General features: G+C 43.6%; 23 protein-coding genes and 1 tRNA gene. 13 read left to right on the forward strand and 11 right to left on the reverse strand.

The window, feature by feature from the left end; genetic code table 11:
- Positions 1-9: 9 nt before the first annotated feature.
- Positions 10-459: a cyanase gene (gene cynS, locus J8L84_RS03090; protein WP_211069416.1), complete on the forward strand. Its 450-nt coding sequence runs from the start codon at positions 10-12 to the stop codon at positions 457-459.
- Positions 460-689: 230 nt separating this feature from the next.
- On the opposite strand, the gene fusA is transcribed toward cynS, so the two are convergent.
- The 5 genes from fusA to J8L84_RS03115 all read right to left on the reverse strand — a co-directional run bounded on the left by fusA (position 690) and on the right by J8L84_RS03115 (position 6,159).
- Complete coding sequence (gene fusA / locus J8L84_RS03095; RefSeq protein WP_211069417.1) at positions 690-2,774, reverse strand: elongation factor G; 2,085 nt, start codon at positions 2,772-2,774, stop codon at positions 690-692.
- A 195-nt stretch (positions 2,775-2,969) separates the two neighbouring features.
- Complete coding sequence (gene rlmM / locus J8L84_RS03100; RefSeq protein WP_211069418.1) at positions 2,970-4,064, reverse strand: 23S rRNA (cytidine(2498)-2'-O)-methyltransferase RlmM; 1,095 nt, start codon at positions 4,062-4,064, stop codon at positions 2,970-2,972.
- A complete protein-coding gene (locus J8L84_RS03105) occupies positions 4,057-4,401 on the reverse strand; it encodes a DUF423 domain-containing protein (protein WP_247670568.1) in 345 nt (114 codons plus the stop codon). Before J8L84_RS03105 ends, rlmM begins: the two co-directional genes overlap by 8 nt.
- A 165-nt stretch (positions 4,402-4,566) precedes the next feature.
- Complete coding sequence (locus J8L84_RS03110; RefSeq protein ID WP_211069420.1) at positions 4,567-5,223, reverse strand: alpha/beta family hydrolase; 657 nt, start codon at positions 5,221-5,223, stop codon at positions 4,567-4,569.
- Positions 5,224-5,265: 42 nt separating this feature from the next.
- Positions 5,266-6,159 carry a transcriptional regulator GcvA gene (locus J8L84_RS03115; RefSeq protein ID WP_211069421.1) on the reverse strand — a complete coding sequence of 298 codons (894 nt, stop codon included), beginning with the start codon at positions 6,157-6,159 and terminating at the stop codon, positions 5,266-5,268.
- Positions 6,160-6,387: 228 nt separating this feature from the next.
- On the opposite strand from J8L84_RS03115, the gene J8L84_RS03120 reads away from it, so the two are divergent.
- Complete coding sequence (locus J8L84_RS03120; RefSeq protein ID WP_211069422.1) at positions 6,388-6,675, forward strand: hypothetical protein; 288 nt, start codon at positions 6,388-6,390, stop codon at positions 6,673-6,675.
- A gap of 62 nt (positions 6,676-6,737) precedes the next feature.
- On the opposite strand, the gene kdsA is transcribed toward J8L84_RS03120, so the two are convergent.
- The 6 genes from kdsA to hemA all read right to left on the reverse strand — a co-directional run bounded on the left by kdsA (position 6,738) and on the right by hemA (position 13,015).
- Positions 6,738-7,592, reverse strand: a complete 855-nt coding sequence (gene kdsA, locus J8L84_RS03125; RefSeq protein ID WP_013784682.1) for a 3-deoxy-8-phosphooctulonate synthase — start codon at positions 7,590-7,592, stop codon at positions 6,738-6,740.
- A 24-nt stretch (positions 7,593-7,616) separates the two neighbouring features.
- Entirely contained in the window at positions 7,617-7,988 is a 372-nt protein-coding gene (locus J8L84_RS03130) for a SirB2 family protein (RefSeq protein ID WP_211069423.1), read from the reverse strand.
- A gap of 78 nt (positions 7,989-8,066) precedes the next feature.
- Positions 8,067-9,641, reverse strand: a complete 1,575-nt coding sequence (locus tag J8L84_RS03135) for a DUF3369 domain-containing protein (protein WP_211069424.1) — start codon at positions 9,639-9,641, stop codon at positions 8,067-8,069.
- Positions 9,642-9,738: 97 nt separating this feature from the next.
- A complete protein-coding gene (prmC, locus tag J8L84_RS03140; protein ID WP_211069425.1) occupies positions 9,739-10,635 on the reverse strand; it encodes a peptide chain release factor N(5)-glutamine methyltransferase in 897 nt (298 codons plus the stop codon).
- Positions 10,636-10,639: 4 nt separating this feature from the next.
- Positions 10,640-11,725 carry a peptide chain release factor 1 gene (prfA, locus tag J8L84_RS03145; RefSeq protein WP_211069426.1) on the reverse strand — a complete coding sequence of 362 codons (1,086 nt, stop codon included), beginning with the start codon at positions 11,723-11,725 and terminating at the stop codon, positions 10,640-10,642.
- A 15-nt stretch (positions 11,726-11,740) separates the two neighbouring features.
- On the reverse strand, positions 11,741-13,015 hold the full coding sequence (hemA, locus tag J8L84_RS03150; RefSeq protein ID WP_211069427.1) for a glutamyl-tRNA reductase: 1,275 nt from the start codon (positions 13,013-13,015) through the stop codon (positions 11,741-11,743).
- 114 nt (positions 13,016-13,129) lie between these two features.
- Here hemA and lolB point away from each other — a divergent pair, with 114 nt between their 5' ends.
- The 11 genes from lolB (at position 13,130) to J8L84_RS03205 (ending at position 23,771) form a co-directional block, all read left to right on the forward strand.
- Positions 13,130-13,750, forward strand: a complete 621-nt coding sequence (gene lolB, locus J8L84_RS03155; RefSeq protein ID WP_211069428.1) for a lipoprotein insertase outer membrane protein LolB — start codon at positions 13,130-13,132, stop codon at positions 13,748-13,750.
- Between the two features lie 13 nt (positions 13,751-13,763).
- Positions 13,764-14,639: a 4-(cytidine 5'-diphospho)-2-C-methyl-D-erythritol kinase gene (gene ispE, locus J8L84_RS03160; protein WP_211069429.1), complete on the forward strand. Its 876-nt coding sequence runs from the start codon at positions 13,764-13,766 to the stop codon at positions 14,637-14,639.
- Positions 14,640-14,644: 5 nt separating this feature from the next.
- Positions 14,645-14,720, forward strand: a tRNA-Gln gene (locus tag J8L84_RS03165).
- 43 nt (positions 14,721-14,763) lie between these two features.
- A complete protein-coding gene (locus J8L84_RS03170; protein WP_208806010.1) occupies positions 14,764-15,702 on the forward strand; it encodes a ribose-phosphate pyrophosphokinase in 939 nt (312 codons plus the stop codon).
- Between the two features lie 310 nt (positions 15,703-16,012).
- Positions 16,013-18,406: a GGDEF and EAL domain-containing protein gene (locus J8L84_RS03175; RefSeq protein WP_211069430.1), complete on the forward strand. Its 2,394-nt coding sequence runs from the start codon at positions 16,013-16,015 to the stop codon at positions 18,404-18,406.
- Between the two features lie 88 nt (positions 18,407-18,494).
- Positions 18,495-18,950, forward strand: a complete 456-nt coding sequence (locus J8L84_RS03180) for a ribose-phosphate pyrophosphokinase (RefSeq protein ID WP_211069431.1) — start codon at positions 18,495-18,497, stop codon at positions 18,948-18,950.
- Between the two features lie 101 nt (positions 18,951-19,051).
- Positions 19,052-20,053 (forward strand): NAD(P)-dependent alcohol dehydrogenase, encoded by a 1,002-nt coding sequence (locus tag J8L84_RS03185; protein ID WP_211069432.1) that lies wholly within the window; start codon positions 19,052-19,054, stop codon positions 20,051-20,053.
- Positions 20,054-20,277: 224 nt separating this feature from the next.
- Positions 20,278-20,910 (forward strand): 50S ribosomal protein L25/general stress protein Ctc, encoded by a 633-nt coding sequence (locus J8L84_RS03190; protein WP_211069433.1) that lies wholly within the window; start codon positions 20,278-20,280, stop codon positions 20,908-20,910.
- Between the two features lie 5 nt (positions 20,911-20,915).
- Complete coding sequence (pth, locus tag J8L84_RS03195) at positions 20,916-21,497, forward strand: aminoacyl-tRNA hydrolase (protein ID WP_211069434.1); 582 nt, start codon at positions 20,916-20,918, stop codon at positions 21,495-21,497.
- A 38-nt stretch (positions 21,498-21,535) separates the two neighbouring features.
- Positions 21,536-22,627 carry a redox-regulated ATPase YchF gene (gene ychF / locus J8L84_RS03200; RefSeq protein ID WP_211069435.1) on the forward strand — a complete coding sequence of 364 codons (1,092 nt, stop codon included), beginning with the start codon at positions 21,536-21,538 and terminating at the stop codon, positions 22,625-22,627.
- 181 nt (positions 22,628-22,808) lie between these two features.
- Positions 22,809-23,771, forward strand: a complete 963-nt coding sequence (locus J8L84_RS03205; protein ID WP_247670539.1) for a peptidylprolyl isomerase — start codon at positions 22,809-22,811, stop codon at positions 23,769-23,771.
- Positions 23,772-23,788: the final 17 nt, after the last annotated feature.

Raw genomic sequence — 23,788 nt, forward strand, 5'->3', positions numbered from 1 at the left:
GGAAATGCAATGATTACCAATCGAACTCAAGTTACCGACATGATCCAGTCTTCAAAAATTTCTAAAGGAATTAAATGGAGTGAAATTGCCCAAGCTGTCGGACAATCTAAAGAATGGAGTACCGCAGCTTGCTTAGGCCAAATGGCCATGACTAAAGCTCAGGCAACGGCCGTAGGTGAAATGCTTGAACTGAGTGATGAAGCTATTGCGTGGTTGCAGATTGCGCCCTATAAAGGCTCATTGCCAACCGAAGTACCTACCGATCCGCTTATCTATCGCTGGTACGAATTAGTAAGTGTTTATGGCACTACCTTAAAAGAACTTATTCATGAGGAATTTGGTGACGGAATTATGAGTGCTATCGATTTCTCGATGGATTTACAACGTGAGAACGATCCAAAGGGTGACCGTGTAAGCGTGGTGATGTCTGGAAAGTTCCTACCTTACAAGATGTATTAATTAGCCAAGGTGCTATTGGTAATAGATTATGGCTGAAGCGGCCTTTACTCACTTCTTATAAGAGTGTCCTGAAGTAACCCACTTAGTCGCTTTGTGTAGAAGCTCCGCGTGGCGAAGCAGGCATAATGTGCGTAGCGTTAAGCAACAAAAAAGCCCGTCTGGTATGCCAGACGGGCTTTTATATGCTCCACACTAAGGTAAGCATGAATGCCTACCTAGTTAGTCGCTAATTACTTAGCTTCTTTACGTGCTTTAGCTTCTTCCATTACTTTGTCTGCTACGTTTTGTGGACAAGCTGCGTAGTGTGAGAACTCCATAGAGAACTGACCACGACCAGATGTCATTGTACGTAGTGAACCGATGTAACCGAACATTTCTGATAACGGAACGTCTGCTTTAATGCGAACGCCAGTTAAACCAGCTTCTTGGTCGCTAAGCATACCACGACGACGGTTAAGGTCACCGATTACATCACCAACGTGATCTTCTGGCGTGAATACGTCAACTTTCATGATTGGCTCAAGAAGTTGTGCACCCGCTTTAGGGATCGATTGGCGGAAAGCGCCTTTAGCTGCGATTTCGAACGCGATTGCTGATGAATCCACTGCGTGGAAGCCACCGTCAAAAAGTTCAACTTCAACGTCTAGTACTGGGAAGCCAGCTAGAACACCTTCGCCCATCATTGACTTGAAGCCTTTCTCTACTGCAGGCCAGAATTCTTTTGGTACGTTACCACCAACAACTGATGAAGTGAACGTGAAACCAGAGTTCGCTTCGCCAGGCTTGATGCGGTAGTCGATTTTACCGAACTGACCAGAACCACCAGATTGCTTCTTGTGCGTGTAGCTATCTTCAATTTCTTTAGTGATAGTTTCACGGTAAGCAACTTGAGGTTGACCAACAATAAGGTCTACACCGTAAGTACGCTTAAGAATGTCTACTTTGATGTCTAAGTGAAGCTCACCCATACCTTTAAGGATGGTTTCGCCTGAATCTTCATCAGTTTCAACTTGGAAAGAAGGATCTTCTGCAATCATTTTACCGATAGCGATACCCATTTTCTCGTTTCCGCCTTTATCTTTAGGCTGAACAGCAATCGAGATTACTGGAGTTGGGAATACCATTGGCTCAAGTGTTACTGGATCTTTCGGATCACAAAGTGTGTGACCAGTTTGTACGTTCTTCATGCCTACGATTGCAATGATGTCACCCGCTTGTGCGCTAGATAACTCAATACGTTCGTCAGCTTGCATCTCAACCATACGGCCAACACGCTCAGTTTTACCTGTAAACGAGTTAAGGATGGTGTCACCCTTATTCAACTTACCAGAGTAAATACGTACGAATGTTAGTGCACCAAAACGGTCATCCATGATCTTAAATGCCAACGCTTTAAACGTTTCATCAGCAGATACGATTGCATGTTCACCGTTTTCAACGCCTTCTTCATCCATAAGAGGCTGAGGATCAACTTCTGTAGGAGATGGTAAGTAGTCAACAACAGCGTCAAGTACTAGTTGAACACCTTTGTTTTTGAATGCAGAACCACAGAACGTAGGGAAGAAAGCAAGGTCACGTGTACCTTTACGGATACAACGCTTAATGTCTTCAACCGAAGGTGTTTCACCTTCCATGTACGCTTCCATTAGGTCATCGTCTTGCTCTACAGCAGTTTCGATAAGCATTTCATGGTATTCATCAACTTTGTCTACCATGTCTGCAGGAACGTCTTTAATTTCGTAGTTTTCAGGAAGACCAGTGTCATCCCAAACGTATGCTTGTTTAGTCAATACGTCTACTACACCTACGAAGTCATCTTCGATACCAATTGGTAGCGTCATAACTAGTGGTACAGCACCAAGTACTTTACGTACTTGCTCAGTTACACGGTAAAAATCAGCACCCATACGGTCTAATTTGTTTACGAAGATAATACGTGCAACTTCTGATTCGTTAGCATAACGCCAGTTAGTTTCTGATTGCGGTTCAACACCACCAGAACCACAGAATACACCGATACCGCCGTCTAATACTTTTAATGAACGGTAAACTTCAACTGTGAAGTCAACGTGTCCAGGAGTATCGATAACGTTGAAGCGGTGATCTTTCCAGAAACAGCTTACTGCTGCCGACTGGATAGTAATACCACGCTCAGCTTCTTGTTCCATGAAGTCAGTAGTTGACTCACCGTCGTGTACTTCACCGGTTTTATGGATTTGACCAGTAAGCTTCAAAATACGTTCTGTAGTGGTAGTTTTACCCGCGTCTACGTGGGCGAAAATACCAATGTTTCTGTAATGGGATAAGTCTGACATTAGTTCACTTTCATTGATTCAGCGTAAAAAAAACGGCCGGATTATAAAGGATTTCTGTACAAGAGATATACCTTTATTTAGCACAAACTCTGAAAATGTTTGTGGAAAACCGAGCCACCATTAATTTTTTATTTAAATATCAATAGCATAAGCAATATGAATATTTTATTAAAAATAACAAAAACACACCTCGTTTTACGAAGTGCGTACAATCGTTACTGTAACTTCATCTCTGTCATGATAGAGATGTCTTACCTTGACAGTGAATGCATCGTCTAACGCATCCAATCTGGTCATTAACGTCGACATGGCCTCGATTACGGTTTCATATCGTCGTTTCATGGGTAGCTTTAAATTAAACACTGCGTGAGTGGCCCAATGTTTTACCAACCAGTCACCCATCAGCTTTGCTACCCGATCGGGTTGCTCTATCATATCACACACAAGTAAATCTACACGACCAAATTGTGGTCTGTATGTAAACCCGTCTGCAGCATGATGTTCAACAAGCCCTGTGCTCATTAAACTCTCGGCAATGGCACCATTATCAATCGCTTCTACGTACATTTCACGTTTCACCAATTGATAAGTCCACCCGCCTGGGCAGGCCCCTAAATCTACAGCTCTGCCACCGGCTCTTAACACCAATCGTTGTTCTTCGGCACTTAGCATGTTCACCAACGCGTCTTCCAATTTAAGGGTCGAACGACTTGGCGAGTCAGAAGGGAACTTTAATCGGCAAATGCCCAAATGGTCATTAGAGCGGTAGCCAGCAAGACTATAACCTATATAGCAGGTTTCAAAAGATTCAAAGAAAACATGCAGTTTAGGTTTAGTATCGTTTTCCTTAGGCGATAACCAGCCCTTCTTTCTTAATGCCTGACGAAGAGGAACGGTAAACTTCCTACAAAATTTCGCAAGGGTTTTGCCATCTTCCGTATCTGGGTATTCAACGTCGATAGCGCCGAATACGCCATGTGCGCCAGTGAGTTCTTCTAGCGATACATCTTCTAGCGCCTCGAGCACTTGCCCTACTCTATCGTCTTTTTCTATGTTATTCAGGGTAGCGAACACCCCAATCAATTGGCGGGGGAATATAGACTCACTCACTGCAAATAACGAAAGGGCGTTGCCCAAGCTTGTTTTGTCGTACAAATTATAATGTACAAAGCCTGTGTTCGATTTTGATACAGGATAACCAAAGAATTCTTTTTCGCCATATCGGGTAGCCAGTTCATTAGCGGTGTCGTTTTCATAGCCGGGGCGACAATAAGCCAAAATGCTAGTCATTAGATTTTTCCCTACGGGTCTTTCCATTCAGAACGGCGAAGGCCAATGCTATCCACCCGATAATAAAACATAGGCCGCCCAAAGGCGTAATGGGGCCAAATAATCCGTTACCGGTTATTGCTAATAAATACAAACTGCCACTGAACAGCGCACAGCCAATTACATAAAGTGCTGCTACCGCATTAAGCCATTTAGGCGAAACGTACGCCGATAAAGCAGGAAGCGCGACTATGGCTAAACCGTGATACATCTGGTAGCGAACACCAATTTCAAATGTAGATAATGCGGCTGGTGCTAATATTGCCTTTAGCCCATGTGCACCAAAAGCTCCTAGCATTACCGCGGTAGCCGCCAAAAGAATGCCAGCGCAAAGCCAGATTTTATTTAGGCTTTGGCTATCGTTTAGCCCCTTGTTAACAGCTCCTGCGTTATCTATTGGCTTATTCAAAGCTGCTACCCATGACATTGAGTGAGAGTAAAACCGAAGGTAATTGGTAATTCATTATGTATTTACGCGTGCCTTTATAAAATCAGCGGTCGATTTAGCCGCGCATTCTATATGGGTCTCTAACGTAAAGCCACTTTGCTTTCTAGGTTTAAAACTGTGATCGCCGTCAGCCAAATAGGAAACCGCAATAGCACTAGATAAAGAATAGGCACTCACCTCATCTTTCGTTCCAAAGGTATCACGCTCGCCTTGCAGTATAAGCAGCGGCTTGTTAAGCGTTTCTAAATGGGCGGTTCTGAGTTTTTCTGGCTTACCTGGTGGGTGAAATGGATAACCGAATGCTATAGCGCCTATTATTGATTCAGCATCATCAAGCAACATGGTTGCCATTCTACCGCCCATGGACTTACCACCGATAAAGGTAGGTACGCTAGTTTGGGTTTTAGCCACTTCGTTAATAAGCGCAGTGAAGTGTGCGAGTAACTTTTCAGCTTTATCTGGCGGTCTACGCTTCCCCGTTTCCATCATGGTTTGCATATAGGGAAAGTTAAATAGTACCACTTCAATATTTTGACTAGTTAACTGCGAAGCCATTGCTTGCATAAAATCATGGTGCTTACCCGCACCCGCGCCGTGCGCAAGAATAAGGCGGGCTATAGGTGACTTGCTCTTTTCATCGGTAATTACAGGGTGAATTTCAATATCAAACATCACCGCACTCATTATCTGAATTATTTCTATTTTTGAAATTCATTACTCTTGCTCTTCTTCTACCAAGCCTAAGATCCACTCTCTGAACGCGGCAATCTTACCTAACTCAGCTTGTGACTCTTCGCACACCAAGTAAAAAGCATCACGACTTTCTACTTTCTCTTCAAATGGCATAATTAATCGGCCTGCATCTAATTCTGGACGCGCAAGTACTGTGTTACCTAATGCAATCCCCTGCCCCAATGCGGCCGCTTGCAGTACCAGCATAGAGTGACTGAATACAGGTCCATGGTTAACATTTACCCCTGATACGCCCACATGCTTGAGCCAGTTTTTCCATGCTGCTCGGCTTAAGTCGTGAAGCAGCACATGATGACGCAAATCTGCCAAGCTTGTTAACGGCTTAGGCCCATTAAAAAGCATAGGGGAACACAGTGGAGTAAGAAATTCGCGGTGCAGTTTGTCGGCCTGCAACCCACTCCACCGGCCTTTGCCGTAGTAAATGGCAACATCTACGTCATCGTCCAAAAAGCCTTCATCAAAATCTACCGCTTTAATTCTTACGTCTATATCGGGTTGCGCCACACTAAATTGACTGATTCGAGGCACCAACCACTGACTGGCAAAACTCGGCGGCATGGCTACAGTGATGGCGCCTTTACTGCCTCTTGCCAGTAACCTTTCCGTCGCTTCTTGTAAGTTTTTAAAGATGTCCTTCAACTCAAGGAAATAGGCTTGACCTTCTTCGGTCAAAAGCAAGGTTCTGTTACGACGAATGAATAACTTCATCGATAAGAATTCTTCAAGCGCTTTTATTTGGTGACTAACCGCAGCTTGCGTAACAAAAAGCTCATCCGCCGCTTTAGTGAAACTCAAATGCCGGGCAGCCGCTTCAAAGGCTTTTAGGGCGTTTAGAGGGGGAAGACGTCGATGCATGTTAAGAAATAAACCCTGTGTGACCTACTCATACTATAGTAGCAGTGTTTGCATTAGTTTTACTAATGATAACCCATACTTTTACTCGTTTTATTTTTGCACGAATCTTGGCTACTATTTGTGCGAACTTTGAAAAGAGATACGAATATCAACTCTTTACAAAGCCTACTTGTTAAACAATTTAACAAGTGGAAACATATTTTTAAATTATTTTTATTAGGTGTGAAAATGAAAAAATTACTACTAGCTAGTGTATCTGTAATGGCTTTCGCAAGCGCTGCTGCGAATGCTAACGTTCAACCAGAAAAGATTAATCTTCAGTCATTAATTACTACTGCAATGACCAGCGTAAACATGGCAGACGTATTGCCTGAAAACGACGCTCACATTGTTGTTAAAAAGCAGTCAGTTGCATTATTGGCAGAAGAGACGCAAATTGCGCTTCACAACAACTTACTCGCCATGGCGAAAGAAAAAAACAAAGAATCTACTGTATTAGTTGCTGAAAGCGAATAATACACGCCCACACCTGATACGCATGCCGGTGCGACGCACCGGCATTCGCCATCAGACTTGGCCTAGGTATTACTGGTATCTAACGGCTCAAACCCTTTCACCAATTCATCTAACGCTTTCATTTGCGCTAAATATGGCTCAAGTTTCGCCAAAGGCAACGCACATGGACCATCACACTTCGCTTCATCCGGATTCGGGTGTGCTTCAATAAACAACCCTGCAAGACCTAATGCCATACCGCTTCGCGCTAATTGTGCTGCTTGTGCACGACGACCATCGGCTGATGTTGCTCTTCCTCCTGGCATTTGCAACGCGTGAGTCGCATCAAATATTACTGGTGCGTAGGATTTCATTGCATCCATACCCAGCATATCAACCACAAGGTTGTTATAGCCAAAGCTACTGCCTCGTTCACATAAAATGACTTTATCGTTACCCGCTTCGCCTAATTTAGTGATGATATGACGCATTTCATGTGGCGCTAGAAACTGCGGCTTCTTCACGTTAATAACGCTACCGGTTTTAGCCATAGCCACCACTAAATCAGTTTGGCGGGCTAAAAACGCGGGTAATTGAATAACATCTACCACTTCGGCAACAGGTGCGGCTTGATGAGGCTCATGAACATCGGTAATTAACGGCACATTGAAAGTAGATTTAATTTCTTCGAATATGCGCAACCCCTCTTCCATACCTGGACCACGGTAAGACGTTACCGATGAGCGGTTCGCTTTATCAAATGAGGCTTTAAAAACATAAGGAATACCCAATTTTTGGGTCACTTCAACATAATGCTCGGCAATGCGCATGGCAAGATCGCGAGACTCTAATACATTCATTCCGCCAAAAAGCACGAAAGGTAAGTGATTAGCAACTTCTACATCGCCAACACGAATGATCTGTTGAGATTCAGACATAATTAATTCGTTATCCGTTAATTTCTAGAAAAAGGGTTGTTTGGTAACTGCCACCATCGCAGTTGTCATCAGCACTACGAGCGCAGCAATGAAAAACGCCCAACGTCCTACGGTGGTTTTTGCTTTTTTAAGCGCAAATAAACCAAGCACGATATAGGCAATAACACCTGCTAACTTGAATGTGAGCCATGCATTTACAATGGGATATTGAGACAAAATAACGCATAGCCAAATAGCACTGGCTAATAAAAGCGTATCAATAATATGAGGCACAATTTTAACCCATTTTTTTGCTAAAATGGTGGCGTCGAATTGTGACCAGATAAAGCGAAAAATAAACAGTAGAATACTTAGCCCGACTGCGGTTAAGTGCAGATGTTTCGCCATCATATACATACAATAATTCCTATCGTTTTTAAGTTTTGATTATGCAATTATTCGTTATTGTACGTTATTTACAGGCATTCGACTAAGTTAAACATACTCAGGAATATCAGGGTGCTGATGTTGAATGGCCATAAATTTTTCAATGTGAGTCAATAAGTAATCGACTAGTTGAGGGTCGAAATGTCGCCCTCTTTCTTCTTTGATAACCTGTTCGACCTTATCTATTGGCCACGCCGTCTTGTAAGGACGCGTATTGAGTAATGCATCAAACACATCTAGCAAGGTTGCTATGCGACTTTGTAACAAAATAGCTTGCCCTTCAAGGCTTTCAGGATAGCCTTTGCCATCCCATCGCTCGTGGTGTTGGCGCGCTAGCGTTGCGGCAAGCTGAATAGTGGGCCTAGATGAATCTTTTAAAATTTGATAGCCGAATTCAGCATGTTGACGAATAGCAAAGATATCATCTTCGGTTAATGGCTGCGTTTTACGCAAAATGGCAACAGGTACCCGAGAGTTACCAACGTCATGAAGCGGTATTGCATGCTCAAGTAACCGCACATCATTTTCATTCATGCCTATGCCACAGCCCATCACCTCTGCCATGGCACTCATTCGCACAATATGGTTACTGCCCTGCTCGTCATGCTCCATGGCTCTGCCTAAGCGCTCAATAATTTCTCTTTGGGTACTTTCTACGTCAATGGTTTTAAGCACATTATCGAACGCTAGTTGAACACTGTTCGAAAACCGTTTCACCAAGTGCTTGTCATTTTCGCCAATGCGTCGTGGCAAGCCAGATAAATAGAGCAAAGCACCGTTTTGGGTTTTACTGTTGCAATAGGCCACTACGTGGTCTTCTGCGTACACGATTTCGCGGTCGCGCATCGCGCGCTTGCACAGTTCATATTCTTCAGGTGACACGGCATCTTTTAATAGCACTCCTTCTTTATCTGAATATTCACCGTTGCCGGCAAAAACGTATAGCTCATTAAGATCGAGTGTATTGGTAGGATTAGGTGACGCATCAGGTGTGGCAGCTACCGCTGTGGTAATGTAGGCTGCATCTTTCGAACACCCTAAAATAGACGCAAGTTGCTGAATAATGCCTTGCATAAATTTTTCGAGCGAACTAGATGAAAATAAATCTACAGACGCATCTATAATTTTTTCCAAGCCAGCTCGGCTCTCTTCAATCACAATGATATCGCGATAAGACCGCAGTGCGGCAATGATAACGGTGAATAGCTTTTGTGCGGTAAGTTCTGTTTTAGATTTGTAGTCATTGATGTCGTAATTAATAATGACATCTTTTTCAGGCGCTTGGCCTGGCTGACCGGTACGAAGAATAATGCGGGTAAAGTGATTGTCGAGTTCGTTGCGCACATACTCAGCTACCAGCAAGCCCGCATCGTCACTTTCCATCACTACATCGAGTAAAACCACCGCAATATCATCATGTTCTCTAAAGCAACGTTTTGCTTCATCGCCACTGTAAGCACTGATAAATTCGAGGGTTTTACCGTTTAAGAAAAAGTCATTGAGAGCCAATTTTGTGATCGCATGAACTTCGGGTTCATCATCAACAATAAGAATTTTCCATGTGCCCAACTCTTCTACTACATCATCGTCATCTTCTTCGATGAAAAATAAATCGTCACTCATCTATAACTTCCTGGTCCCCAAATGCTTTTAAAATACTAATGCAATACGTATTTTTAGCAAGTCTATATGGAAGTAACAAAATAGAAGTGACAAATTCTTAACGTGTTGTAGGTAGGTAACCGTAAGTGACTCGATCGTTTCCACCATAATCTTTTTCGGTATGAACGTTTACAAAGCCTTGAGCCTTTAACAGGTCGCTAACTGCCTTTGCTTGGTCAAAACCATGCTCGAAAGCCAGTAAACCGCCTTCAAATAAATGCATGGGTGCAAGTGCAACAATATGCTTTATATCATCAAGCCCATCGGCGCCCGAGGTAAGCGCTGATGCTGGTTCAAAACGAACATCCCCCTTTTGAAGAAAAGGGCTGGATGTTTCTATATAGGGTGGATTGGAAACAATAACGTGAAATGTCTCGCCCGCTAAATTATCGAACCAACTGCTTTGTTTAAACTGTGCATTAGTAATGCTATTAAGCGCTGCATTGTGCGTGGAGAGTTGAACCGCTTCATGCAGTAAATCTACACCTGTGACATTTGCATGGGGTAACTCAGAGGCCAGTGCCAGGGCAATCGCCCCCGTGCCTGTGCCTAAATCACAAATGGCTAGCTTGTTATTTTCTAACCCAGGGCCTGCGTGCTTATTATTTAAACGCGTATTGGCAAATTCAGCTGACGCGATACAAGCAAGGGCCTGCTCTACCAATACTTCTGTATCGGGTCGAGGAATAAGGGTATGGGGCGAGGTTGCTAAACGTAAAGTCCAAAAGTCACGGCTACCGGTTAGGTAAGCTACTGGCATACCTTGTGCGCGTTTAGTTACTAACGTTTTAAAGCGGGATAACTCGTCAACGCTTAAGGTTTTATCTGGCCATGTAAATAGGTAAACTTGAGGTTTATCTAATACATGGCTTAACAGCACTTTGGCATCAACCGCTGGCGATTCGCCTTCATGTAATTCAGCTATCGCCCAGGCTAATGCTGCGTCTATACGCATGGTATTATTCGTCTGACAACGAGGCTAATAAGTCAGCTTGATGCTCTTGCATAATAGGGTCAAGAAGCTGCTTCAAATCACCTTCTATCACTTCATCTAAACGGTAAATGGTTAGGTTGATGCGGTGGTCGGTTACGCGGCCTTGCGGGAAATTATAGGTACGAATTCGCTCTGAGCGATCACCACTTCCAACTAGGCTCTTACGGGTAGATGCTTCTTCTGCCGCTCGTTTTTCTTCTTCAATGTTATTCAATCGAGCTTGCAATACCGACATGGCTTTCGCACGGTTTTTATGTTGCGAACGCTCATCCTGACATTCAACCACTAACCCTGACGGTAAGTGAGTAATACGAATAGCAGAGTCGGTTTTGTTAACGTGCTGACCACCGGCACCCGATGCTCTAAAGGTATCGATGCGAAGGTCTGCTGGGTTAATATCAATGGCTTCTGATTCTGGAATTTCAGGTAATACCGCTACTGTACACGCAGAAGTATGTATACGACCTTGAGATTCTGTATCCGGTACACGCTGAACGCGGTGACCACCAGATTCAAATTTCAAAATACCGTAAACGCCGTCACCACTAATATTCGCGACAACTTCTTTATAACCGCCGTGCTCACCTTCGTTAGCGTTTACTAGCTCGACGCGCCAACCTTTGGTTTCAGCATAACGGCTGTACATACGGAATAAATCGCCTGCAAATATTGCTGCTTCATCACCACCGGCTCCGGCACGTACTTCTAGGAAGCAGTTGCTGTCATCGTTAGGATCTTTAGGTAACAATAAAACTTGAAGCTCAGTTTCTAGGCGTTCAATATCTGCTTTCGCAATTTTTAATTCTTCTTGCGCCATTTCACGCATTTCTGCGTCATCTTCTTTGAGCATCTCATTCGCTGAATCAAGATTTTCTTGCGCTTGTTGGTATGCATTAAAGCCTGCAACTACGCTTTCTAGCTGGCTAAACTCTTTTGACAAATTACGAAACTTATCTTGATTGCCGATTACTTGTGGGTCGCCTAATAAGGCCTGCACTTCTTCGAAGCGTTCCACCAAGTTTTCGAGTTTTCTGACAACCGAGTCTTTCATATTTTTATGTTTACCTTATTTTTTGATATCTGACGTAGTGTCAGATAACGATAGTGCTTGCCCCAACCACCGGCTCAGCGCCGGGTCATCATGCATGGCAGCTTCTCTAAGTGCCAGGGTTGTGGGGTGCAGCAATGTATTGGTTAGCTTGTAGGCCATTTCACTAAGCACCGTTTCAGCATCTTTGCCTTCAGTTAACTGTGCCAATGCTTTCTCTACTACGTCGTCACGCTGTTCCATGCCCTTTTGACGATATTGCCTAACTAAATCGATAGATTGTTGAGACTGCTTCCAGCTCATATAATCGCCAGCTTGCTTTTCAATTAGCTTTTCAGCTTCAAGAGCCGCTTGCTCACGATTTTGTAAATTCTTTTGAACGATGTGCTGTAAATCATCTACGGTATATAAATAAGCATCACCCAATTCGTTCACTTGGGCTTCAATATCTCGAGGAACCGCTAAATCAACTAAAAACATTGGCATATTTCTGCGCTGTTTCAACGCTTTCTCTACCATACCCTTGCCTATTAAGGGTAGCTGACTAGCGGTAGAGCTAATAACTATATCGAAATCTTTTAAATGTTCCGGTACTTGAGACAGCGTAAATACGCTGGCATCCAAGGTTTCAGCCAACGCTTCAGCACGTGAAATAGTTCGGTTGGCCACCGCTAAGCAACTTACCCCTTGCTCTTTTAAATGCTGAGCCACTAATTCAATAGTTTCACCCGCACCCACCAACAAAACCGAGCGCTTAGGTAGCTCAGCAAATATATGCTTGGCCAATTGCACTGCGGCATAAGCCACACTAACCGCATTAGCACCAATTTCAGTTTCGCTACGTACACGTTTGGCAACAGAGAAAGTGTGCTGGAACAGCTTATCAAACTCGGTATTAATCATACCTGAGTGTTTGGCATCGCCAAAGGCTTGCTTAACTTGCCCTAATATCTGTGGCTCGCCAAGAATGAGGGAATCTAAGCCACTTGCCACCCGCATAATATGTTTAACCGCGTCATCTGCAGCAAGCACATAACTGTTGTTGGCAATTTCATCAACCTCAACATGGTGGAAGCTTGATAACCACTCTAATAATGCAGTAGCACTTTCATGCTGAGTATTCACATAAAGCTCTGTGCGATTGCACGTTGATACAATCACCGACTCATCAACCCCGTCTACCTTTCTTAATGACGCAAGTGCTTCCACCAGAGAATCTGGTGTAAAAGCCACTTTTTCACGCAATGCGACAGGGGCGGTTTTGTGATTAATACCAAGGGCGAGTAGAGTCATTCAAATCTGTGCTGGCAACGTCGGACGCGCATTGTACGAAAAACCCAAAATGATTGAAAGTGTTGGTAGAACTGTGTTCACATAAAGTATGAACTTTACCTAAGACGATACCCAATGATTCGCTTCGTTTTTATACTTGTACTGGTTAGCCTACTTATCAGCGCCTGTACCACACTACCTGATGGCCCTGAACGCGCCGTAAACCTTAGTGCCCAGCTTAAAAAGGTGGCACAAGTTGATGCCTGGCAATTGCGCGGAAAAATAGCTTTTAGGCAGGAAAAAGAAGGGGCTAGCGCTAACCTTTTGTGGAAAACCGATGATGTCGATTTTCATTTCCGATTAACCAATTTGCTTGGTGTCACCATGGTTGATTTGAACGTAAATGGTGATAAAGCGATTTTAGAGGCGGGTAATGACGTATATGAAGACGCCGACCCCGAACCTTTAATTTACTATACTACTGGCATGGATATTCCCGTTGAACCCTTACTTTCGTGGATTAAAGGGCTTCCTCTTGCCGATGATAAATTTACTCTTACTGACAAGGGGCTACTTAATACGCTTGAAAGTAATTGTAACGCCTGTAAAGGGTGGCAAGTCAGTTATGCTAACTATGGCAATGTGACTACTCCCGAAGGCAATAATGTGTGGCTACCCCATTCAATAAACTTGGTTCAGCCCAATCCGCCATCAACAACGCTAAAAATAAAAATATATGAATGGACGCTGCTTTAGTGAGAAACCCAACATGACAAACCTAGATTGGTGGCCTTCCCCTGCCAAACTTAATCTTTTTCTGCATATTAACGGTCGTTACCCTAATGGCTATCACCAATTGCAAAGCTTATTTCAAATGCTTGATTACGGCGACAAGCTAGCTTTTGCAATCAATGATTCCGGCGTGATTACTATGCTTACTCCTCTTGAAGGGGTAAATGATGAAGATAACCTTATTGTGCGTGCCGCCAAACTACTCGCTGAACATGCGAATATTCATAAAGGCGTTAGTATTAGTTTAGAAAAATGTTTGCCCATGGGCGGCGGGATTGGCGGTGGCTCATCAAATGCTGCCACCACCCTAGTCGCACTGAATCATTTATGGGGCGTAAAGTTATCAGAAGACGAACTTGCTGAGCTAGGGCTCAAATTAGGTGCAGATGTCCCTATATTTGTTCGTGGTCTTACTGCTTTCGCATCAGGCGTAGGAGAAGAAATCACCCCTGCCCCACAAGAAGAAAAGTGGTATCTGGTGGCGAACCCCAATGTGCATATTAGTACCGCCGAAGTATTTACAGCTGAACAATTGACCAGAAATACACCAATTATGCAGTGGGAAGACTATCAATTTGAAAAAACTCGCAATGATTGTCAGCAATTAGTCGTTAATCGCTATCCCGAAGTTGCAAATTTATTACAGTGGTTGGTACACTACGCACCGTCGCGAATGACGGGCACAGGTGCCTGCGTATTTGCCACCTTTTCTGACCAAGTTTCAGCCGTACAAGTTCAGGCTCAACTGCCCGATACTTGGCAAAGTTTTGTCGCAAAAGGTGTGAATCGCTCACCGCTATTACAAAAATTAAAAAAATCAGAGCACGTGTACGCCACATCGGACAAGAAATAAAAAATTGGGGTATAGCCAAGTTGGTAAGGCAGCGGGTTTTGATCCCGCCATTCGTAGGTTCGAGTCCTGCTACCCCAGCCAAACCTCTTTTATCAACGCACTGAGGAACCCACTTGTGCCAGATATGAAGCTCTTTGCAGGTAATGCCGTACCAGAACTTGCCCAGAAAGTCGCCGATCGCCTTTATACCAAACTCGGAAACGCCAAAGTAGGCCGTTTCAGTGATGGTGAAATTAGCGTAGAAATTCATGAAAACGTCCGTGGTTCGGACGTTTTTATTATCCAATCAACCTGTGCCCCCACTAATGACAACCTCATGGAATTGATCGTGATGATCGACGCTTTGCGCCGCGCATCAGCAGGTCGTATTACTGCAGTAATTCCATACTTTGGTTATGCGCGTCAAGACCGTCGCGTTCGTTCAGCCCGGGTGCCAATTACAGCAAAGGTTGTCGCAGACTTTCTTTCTAATGTGGGTGTAGATAGAGTACTTACTATCGACTTGCACGCCGAGCAGATTCAAGGTTTCTTCGACGTACCGGTAGATAATGCGTTCGGAACGCCTATCTTGTTGGCCGATATGGTTCAGCGCGATTTTGCCGATCCGGTTGTAGTATCGCCAGATATTGGTGGTGTTGTGCGTGCTCGTGCTACCGCTAAGCTTCTTAACGATGCTGACCTTGCCATTATCGATAAACGCCGCCCTAAAGCGAACGTTGCTCAGGTAATGAACATCATTGGTGACGTTAATGACCGTGACTGTATTATTGTGGATGACATGATTGATACTGGCGGTACATTAGCCAAAGCGGCTGAAGCCTTGAAAAGCCATGGAGCACGTAATGTTTATGCTTACGCCACCCATGCAATTTTCTCTGGAAACGCAGCACAAAACTTAAAAGAATCGGTTATCGATGAAATTATCATTACCGATTCTATTCCGCTTAGTGCAGACATGCAGAAGATTGGAAAAGTGAAACAACTTACACTATCTGAAATGCTTGCTGAAACGATTCGTCGTATCAGCAACGAAGAGTCTATTTCAGCTATGTTTGAGTACTAGTTACTCGTAATAGTCGAGAGTTCTCGACTTGAATAGTTATCGTGAGCATCTCAAGCGGTAACTATTCACGCTTCACTTTTTGAAAAAGGGCCTACGGGCCCTTTTTTATTGCCCGTATATTTTCGCTTTGCTCCCTACGTCCAAAACGATTAAAAAATGTTTAAACAAACAGCCACGCTTTTACTATTATTAAAGCTCTTAAACTATCAGTCGATAACTGGTTCAGTGTTTAGCGGTTAAATGCAATGTATTCCGCGAAAGCTTTCTTATCAGCAAAATCCAAATAAAAAGTATCAAAAAGGAGCGGTTAGTGGATGCAAGACAAACACGCTCATTAGCAGTATTTTGGTATTGGTTGCGTTGCTTTTGGACTGATCCTGACGCCACACCTGAACTGGCTAATTATTATCGCGCACAACAAATTGATTCCTTATCCAGACAACTTCCCCTTGCAAGCAGTGCTACTGTTTTAATCGTTATTCTATGTTCCACTTTTGCTCACGGTCTTATTAACCACAACGTCTTAATTACATGGTCTATGTCGTTACTTATTATCGCCGCCGGCGATGTAATTGCATGGTACTTATTTGTTAAACGAAAGGTGAAAAATACTGGGTCAAAAGGCGCGCTGTTTGTATTGGCAGTCATGTTAGGGGCCGCCGCCCTATTATATGCGCAAATGACTACCCTATTGCTTGGCGTTTTAGATACCCAAGGCAAGATTATCTTGGTTGCTATTATTGCCGCATTTATTACCACCGGAGCATGGCAATTTGCGTCTTTGCCTGCCGCCGCATTGGTCTGGGTTTTGTTTCTAACTCTGGGGGTATCAGTAAGTATCCATATTACTTACGTTGGTGAGTATCTTTTTATATCTGCGTTGCTGGTAATTTATTGGCTGTACCTAAGCTGTGTGGTCATGGTTACCTCGAAACGCTTTGTTTCCGGCTTAATGGCAGAAACCGCCATTGAGCATCAGCGTCAGGTTGTAGGACTGCTATTAAAGGACTTTGAAGAAAACGCCAGTGATTGGTTATGGGAAATTGATCACCAAGGGTGTTTAAAGCATGTGTCTTTACGTATGCAAGATGTACTGGGCAAACCCGTACAACAACTTTCTGGCAGCCATTTTTTAAGCTTACTCACTGAATGCACACCCGCAGAAAATAATGCAGAATTAACAGAGTTGGCCACCAATTTTCAAAAAAATGAACCCTTCACGCTGGATAATATTCCTATTGAAATTAATGGGAATATAAAGTGGTGGTCGCTGACTGCCCAGCCACTGATTAGCAGTAACGGTGACTTATCGGGGTGGCGTGGTGTAAGCACCAACGTTACCGATGCGCTACTTCGAGAAAACGAAATGATGTTGTTGGCTAATATCGATTCATTAACCGGGCTCGCTAATCGTCACTTATTCAGTAAAACATTACATGAAAGCTTTCTCGATAATACTCAACTAAACAATACCGACATCGTTAACAAAGTTACATTAATAACCTTAGATCTTGATAACTTCAAAATCGTTAACGATACGCTGGGTCATTTAGCGGGGGATGAATTATTAAAAGAAATGGCCAATCGTTTTCAGGAAATAACGCCAAAAGATGTGTTGCTCTCAAGACTGGGAGGTGATGAATTTGCTTGGCTTTTTAAACATGCTCTTACACCTTTGCAAGCGACACAGTTCGGTCAAAAAGTGCATGCGCTCTTGGCTGAACCCTGGCTACACCAAGAACACGCATTTGATTTGGGCGTCAGTATTGGCGTAGCTAATGCGCCTATGGATGGTCGCTCTCCCGTGTCTCTACAAAGAGCCAGTGACATGGCGCTATACGCCGCCAAAGCAAGTGGGAAGAACAAGCTTTGTTTTTACGACCCTAAACTTGATGAATACGCTATGTTGCGATTAGCGTTGCTCAACGATTTTCGTCAAAGCTTTGCCAATAGCGACTTCGTGGTGCTTTACCAACCTCAAATACGGTATAGCGATAATTCACTTATCGGCTTTGAAGCGTTGGTACGCTGGCACCATCCTGAACGAGGTGTTGTTTCCCCTGCCGACTTTATCCATCTGATTGAAGAAAATGGCATGATAGTGCAATTGGGAGAGTGGGTATTAAGACAGGCGTGTCGCGATGCTATGAGTTGGCCTTCGCCATTACAAATAGCGGTGAATGTTTCCCCTGTTCAAATTGAGCGAGCCAATTTGCTGACGACGGTATTAAAGTCACTTAACGCCTCCGGCTTGCCGGCCTCTCGACTAGAACTTGAACTTACTGAATCATCACTAATGTGTGATGGGGATAGCACAATTGCACTGTTAAATAACTTAAGAGAACAAGGCGTGCGTATTGCTCTGGATGATTTTGGTACAGGATACTCTTCACTGTCTTACCTACAACGCTTCCCTTTTGACAAACTTAAAGTAGACCGAAGTTTCGTTATGGCCGCTTCAGAACACACCCAAAGCATCAATAATGTTGATGCAGAGTCTATTTTGTTTGCCATATTGCAACTAGCGAATGCATTAAACTTACAAACGACTGCAGAGGGCGTGGAGACCATAGAGGTGTCGTCCTTGTTGCAAAGTCTAGGCTTTACTAATGCTCAAGGCTTTTTTTATGGGCGCCCAATGACAGCAGAGCACGCTAAAGATTTCATCAACCAATGGCCTGACATTCAAAATAAAGAGAACTAAACCTGCTATAAAGTAGTCTTTCTATGTAGCCATATAGCCGCATTCGGTTTACGGTTGGTATCTAACAAAAATGAATAAAGAGGCATTTATGAAATTCACTCGCACAATATCTACACTGTCAGCCGCTGCATTACTATTAGCCCTTGCTGGCTGTACTGATGAAGACATCAACACAGTAGATACCCCAAAAGAGCCCCTTATGACTGAAAAAGAAGATGTAAAACCACAGCAAGCCTTAGTCGCTAAAACCGCTGAACAGAAACGTCTTAGCGCTTCGGATGAACCTACCGAGGTCACCTTAACCGGTACTATTGTGTACAAAGAAATGGAAGGTGGTTTTTATGCCTTTATCGCTGAGGGTGGCGAGCGATACACCCTACGAAAACTGGATAAGAAATTTCACAGGAATGGTTTAATTGTGAAAATTACGGGAATGCCTATGCCTGATGTAATGACTATCACCCAATACGGCACCGTGTTACAGGTTGAAAATGTAGAAATACTCGACGCCAGCAGAGTGATAGGCAATGCATCTTCTCACTAAACATACTTCGATTAAGTTTTGCTGGGCTTGAAACAGGGAGTGATGATCGATTTCGGCTAACTACGCCGTACAAACCCCACTGTTAATAGTTGGAGAAACAAATGATTAATGCATACGCAGCAAAAGAGCCAGGCGGAAAACTGGAAAAATTTGAATATGATCCTGGCGAATTAGCCTCTCATGATGTTGAGATAGATGTGGAGAGCTGCGGCATTTGTCATAGTGATTTAAGCATGCTGGATAATGAATGGGGCATTAGTGAATACCCCTTCGTACCAGGTCATGAAGTGGTAGGAACAATAAATGCGGTTGGCGAACATGTTACGTCATTGAAAGTAGGTCAGCGTGTTGGTTTAGGCTGGCATGCTGGCTATTGTAATAGCTGTGGCACCTGTGAATCTGGCGACCAAAATTTATGTTCTGATGCCACCATGACGATTGGCGGACGCCACGGCGGGTTTGCTGATAAAGTACGAGCTCAAGCTACGGCGGTAGTGCCTATTCCTGACGGTATAGACCCACAAAGTGCTGGGCCACTATTTTGTGGTGGCATTACGGTATTTAATCCCCTAGTACAATTTGATATTAAACCCACTTCGGTTGTAGGCGTTGTAGGTATTGGCGGCTTAGGACACTTAGCACTCCAGTTCTTAAATGCATGGGGATGTAAGGTTGTTGCTTTTACTTCAAGTGAATCGAAGAAGAAAGAAGCATTAGAGCTTGGTGCCCACGACACCTTAAATAGCCGTGATGAAGACGAACTTAAAGCCGCTGCAGGTAAGTTCGACCTTATTATCTCTACCGTGAACGTAAAGCTTGATTGGAATTTGTACCTATCTACTTTAGCGCCTAAAGGCCGTTTACATTTTGTTGGCGCAACCTTAGAGCCGTTAGACATAGGCGCATTCAACCTTATTGGCGGCCAGCGTTCTGTTTCAGGTTCTCCTGTAGGTAGCCCTGCTACTATCAAAACCATGCTGGATTTTGCTGCGCTGCATGATATTGCACCAGTGACCGAAACCTTTAAGTTCGATGAAGTTAATGAAGCAGTACAACGGCTTCGCGATGGTAAAGCCCACTACCGCGTGGTGTTAACTAAATAAGCTTTAGGCTAGTGCCATGTTAAATTCTTCAAATGTGTGAAGTCTTGCTAATATGTGCATACCCGCCAAGTAAAATTTGTATGTTATAGGCCTCGGTGTTAGAATTCGCCGCCCTCAAAATTTGAGGCGGCGATTGTTGCTTACAATTTGTAGCTGCAACGCCCTATAACAGTAGGTTCTGGTCGCAAGAACTTACATTCTTAATTTTTTATTGGAGACATATAATGTCTAAAGCAATTTTTACTCTGGACGCTACTGTACGTACAGACCTAGGGAAAGGTGCGAGCCGCCGCCTACGTCGTGAAGACAAGCTTCCTGGTATCATCTACGGTGGTGAAGAAGCACCAGTGTCGATTACTCTTGAGCACAACAAAGTAAACAACGCTGCTGATTTTGAAGCGTTCTACTCTCACGTTCTTACTTTGAACGTAGACGGAAAAGCGGTTGAAGTACTTGTTAAAGACATGCAACGTCACGCTTTCAAGCCTCGTATTCTTCACGTTGACTTCCAGCGCGTAATCGCAGGTCAAGAGTTACACACTAACGTACCTCTTCACTTCATCAACGAAGACAAGTCTGCAGCTATCAAAGCTGGCGGTATCGCTGAGCACCACGTAAACGAAATCGAAATTACGTGTCTGCCTAAAGATCTTCCAGAATTCATCGAAGTAGATATTGCTAACGTTGAAATGGATGCAACTCTTCACTTGTCTGACCTTACACTACCTGCTGGTATCACGTCTGTTGAGCTTGGAAAAGACGACGAGACTCACGACCTTGCAGTAGTTACTGTTAAGCCTGCTCCTAAAGCAGCTGATACAGAAGAAGGCGACGAAGAAGCAGCTTCTGAGGAATAATCAGCTTGGCTGATATCCGACTTATCGTGGGCCTGGGAAATCCAGGCCCCGAATATGATAATACCCGACACAATGCCGGTGAATGGTTTCTAAACCAACTTGCCGACACCTTCAATACCCCGCTAAAACCAGAATCCAAATTCTTCGGTAAAACTGCCCGCATTACCATTGCAGGCCAAGATGTGCGTTTGCTCTACCCCACCACTTTTATGAATAAAAGCGGCCAAGCAGTAGCGGCATTAGCCAATTTCTACCGTATTGAACCCGAACAAATTTTAGTGGCTTTTGACGAACTCGACTTACCTCCCGGTGTAGCAAAATACAAGATAGGCGGTAGCTCTAGTCAAAATGGTATTAGAGACATTGTGGCAAAATTGGGTAACAATAAAGACTTCTTACGCTTGCGTATTGGTATTGGACATCCGGGTCACAAAAGCCGTGTTACCGGACATGTATTAGGTAAGCCCCCCGCTGACGAAAAAATGGCCATAGAAAGTGTCATTGACGAAGCTGTGCGTTGTACTGAAATACTCCTTAAAAACGACCTAAAGCAAGCGCAAAATCGGCTACACTCCTTTAAGGCGTGAGCCTAAGCTAGCACTAATTCCAGACAAGGATCCCTACCATGGGTTTTAAATGCGGTATTGTTGGACTACCAAACGTAGGTAAATCAACACTCTTTAATGCACTGACAAAAGCAGGTATTGAAGCGGCAAACTTCCCTTTTTGTACCATAGAGCCCAACACAGGCGTAGTACCTGTACCGGATCTTCGCTTGGACAAACTGGCTGAAATTGTAAACCCTCAACGTGTTATTCCAACAACTATGGAATTCGTTGATATTGCAGGTTTGGTTGAAGGCGCTTCAAAAGGTGAAGGCTTAGGCAACAAATTCCTAGCTAACATCCGTGAAACCGATGCAATTGGTCACGTAGTTCGCTGTTTCGATAACGAAAACATTGTTCACGTTGCAGGTAAAGTTAACCCACAAGACGATATTGATATTATCAATACCGAGCTTGCACTTTCAGACTTAGAAACCACAGAAAAAGCCCTACATCGTGTCGCTAAACGCGCTAAAGGTGGCGATTCTGATGCTAAGTATGAACTTAAAGTATTGGAAAAAATTAAGCCTCATTTAGATGAAGGTTTATTGCTTCGTTCTTTAGAACTGACTAAAGAAGAGCACGCTGCAATCAGCTACATGAACATGCTTACCCTTAAGCCAACCATGTACATTGCAAACGTTGACGAAGACGGTTTCGAAAATAACCCATACTTAGACAAAGTACGTGAAATCGCTAAAGGGGAAAACGCCGTAGTTGTTGCAGTATGTGCGGCTATCGAGTCTGACATTGCTGAACTTGAAGACGACGAGCGTGAAGAATTCATGCAAGACATGGGACTTGAAGAGCCAGGTCTTAACCGTGTTATTCGTGCTGGCTATAACTTGCTTACGCTTCAAACCTACTTTACCGCAGGTGTAAAAGAAGTACGTGCTTGGACCTTCCCTGAAGGCTCTACCGCACCTCAAGCAGCTGGTAAGATTCACACCGACTTCGAGAAAGGCTTTATTCGTGCCGAAATCGTCAGCTACGATCACTTTGTTGAATTCAACGGTGAACAAGGCGCGAAAGACGCCGGTAAGTGGCGCTTAGAAGGTAAAGAATACATTGTTAAAGATGGCGATGTGATTCACTTTAGATTTAACGTGTAATAAGAAATATAGCCTAGGCTAGCGCTTATTTTAACGTACAAAGAACCACCCTTATGGGTGGTTTTTTATTGCCTGTAGAATTAGTTGTTGATTTAACAGGCGATGACTCGGTATTTTAAATACATAAAAAGACACTCATACCAGTGATTATAATAAGATTCTCATTAGGGCTTACCATAAAATGATAAAAAACCTCTTACATTCACTTTCAGCACCTTCGCAGATTTCAGCACTGGCCGTTTCGCTTTGTGTGGCACTTTTAGGTGTAAGCAGCGTTTCATCAAGCGCGTATGCAAAAGAGCATGAAAAAAGCCTTGAGGCCGCTCAGATAAAAGAAAAACTCTTGTTGGATACCGACATCACCAATAAATGGTACAAGGTACCCACTAAACATACCGTTACGCTTGAAACGCACTATGGTGATGTAGTCATTGCGCTGAACCCGGCTTTAGCGCCTCATCATGTAAAACGCTTTCGTAAGTTAATAAAAACTGATTTTTATCAGCAGCAGTACTTCTATCGAGTGGTAGATGGATTTGTAGCACAGGGCGGTAGTAATGAAAGCCATGCGCCCTCGTCAGAAACCAGTAATTTACAGGCTGAGTTTGTTATCCCCCTTTCATCATCTGCGGTTGTTATTGAAGATAACGACATGTTTGCCCCCGCTACAGGTTTTCTAAATGGGTTTCCCATAGGAATAGATAGTGCTCGAAATGAAATGTGGGCACTTCACTGCCCTGGCACTGTCGCTTTTGCCCGTAATAGTGAAAAGGACACTGCCAGTACCGAGTTTTATATTGTGATTGGGCAAGCTCCAAGACATTTAGACAGAAATATGTCTGTTATTGGGCGTGTACTGGAAGGAATGGACGTATTACAGCAATTACCAAGGGGGCCAATAGAAAATAGTGGCGTTATTGAAGTACCTTCAGATAACAGTAAGATAAAAAATAGTTACGTGGGCAACAAAGATACATCGGGTAAACAGTATTATATTCAGCTTCCCTCCCACCCCGAATTCCAAAAACGTATGAAAACTGGGCAAACACTCGATAATTCTTTCTTTCATGATAAAATTTATAGCCCAAGACCCATTGATGTTTGCTATTACCAGACTAAAACTTCATCAACGCCTTGGAATTAAGTTTAAGTTTTTTGGCG

Source organism: Alteromonas sp. MMG017 (genome assembly GCF_018100795.1).
Taxonomy (GTDB): Bacteria; Pseudomonadota; Gammaproteobacteria; order Enterobacterales; family Alteromonadaceae; genus Alteromonas.

What these genes read in the sequence shown, in the direction of transcription:
- lolB (WP_211069428.1), top strand. Translation starts at nt 13,130, where the DNA reads ATGATTCGCTTCGTTTTTATACTTGTACTGGTTAGCCTACTTATCAGC.
- J8L84_RS03120 (WP_211069422.1), top strand. Translation starts at nt 6,388, where the DNA reads ATGAAAAAATTACTACTAGCTAGTGTATCTGTAATGGCTTTCGCAAGC.
- cynS (WP_211069416.1), top strand. Translation starts at nt 10, where the DNA reads ATGATTACCAATCGAACTCAAGTTACCGACATGATCCAGTCTTCAAAA.
- fusA (WP_211069417.1), bottom strand. Translation starts at nt 2,774, where the DNA reads ATGTCAGACTTATCCCATTACAGAAACATTGGTATTTTCGCCCACGTA.
- J8L84_RS03110 (WP_211069420.1), bottom strand. Translation starts at nt 5,223, where the DNA reads ATGTTTGATATTGAAATTCACCCTGTAATTACCGATGAAAAGAGCAAG.
- ispE (WP_211069429.1), top strand. Translation starts at nt 13,764, where the DNA reads ATGACAAACCTAGATTGGTGGCCTTCCCCTGCCAAACTTAATCTTTTT.
- J8L84_RS03115 (WP_211069421.1), bottom strand. Translation starts at nt 6,159, where the DNA reads ATGCATCGACGTCTTCCCCCTCTAAACGCCCTAAAAGCCTTTGAAGCG.
- J8L84_RS03190 (WP_211069433.1), top strand. Translation starts at nt 20,278, where the DNA reads ATGTCTAAAGCAATTTTTACTCTGGACGCTACTGTACGTACAGACCTA.
- J8L84_RS03205 (WP_247670539.1), top strand. Translation starts at nt 22,809, where the DNA reads ATGATAAAAAACCTCTTACATTCACTTTCAGCACCTTCGCAGATTTCA.
- kdsA (WP_013784682.1), bottom strand. Translation starts at nt 7,592, where the DNA reads ATGTCTGAATCTCAACAGATCATTCGTGTTGGCGATGTAGAAGTTGCT.
- J8L84_RS03130 (WP_211069423.1), bottom strand. Translation starts at nt 7,988, where the DNA reads ATGTATATGATGGCGAAACATCTGCACTTAACCGCAGTCGGGCTAAGT.
- rlmM (WP_211069418.1), bottom strand. Translation starts at nt 4,064, where the DNA reads ATGACTAGCATTTTGGCTTATTGTCGCCCCGGCTATGAAAACGACACC.
- J8L84_RS03185 (WP_211069432.1), top strand. Translation starts at nt 19,052, where the DNA reads ATGATTAATGCATACGCAGCAAAAGAGCCAGGCGGAAAACTGGAAAAA.
- J8L84_RS03105 (WP_247670568.1), bottom strand. Translation starts at nt 4,401, where the DNA reads ATGCTAGGAGCTTTTGGTGCACATGGGCTAAAGGCAATATTAGCACCA.
- hemA (WP_211069427.1), bottom strand. Translation starts at nt 13,015, where the DNA reads ATGACTCTACTCGCCCTTGGTATTAATCACAAAACCGCCCCTGTCGCA.
- J8L84_RS03180 (WP_211069431.1), top strand. Translation starts at nt 18,495, where the DNA reads ATGAAATTCACTCGCACAATATCTACACTGTCAGCCGCTGCATTACTA.
- J8L84_RS03170 (WP_208806010.1), top strand. Translation starts at nt 14,764, where the DNA reads ATGAAGCTCTTTGCAGGTAATGCCGTACCAGAACTTGCCCAGAAAGTC.
- prmC (WP_211069425.1), bottom strand. Translation starts at nt 10,635, where the DNA reads ATGCGTATAGACGCAGCATTAGCCTGGGCGATAGCTGAATTACATGAA.
- J8L84_RS03135 (WP_211069424.1), bottom strand. Translation starts at nt 9,641, where the DNA reads ATGAGTGACGATTTATTTTTCATCGAAGAAGATGACGATGATGTAGTA.
- prfA (WP_211069426.1), bottom strand. Translation starts at nt 11,725, where the DNA reads ATGAAAGACTCGGTTGTCAGAAAACTCGAAAACTTGGTGGAACGCTTC.
- ychF (WP_211069435.1), top strand. Translation starts at nt 21,536, where the DNA reads ATGGGTTTTAAATGCGGTATTGTTGGACTACCAAACGTAGGTAAATCA.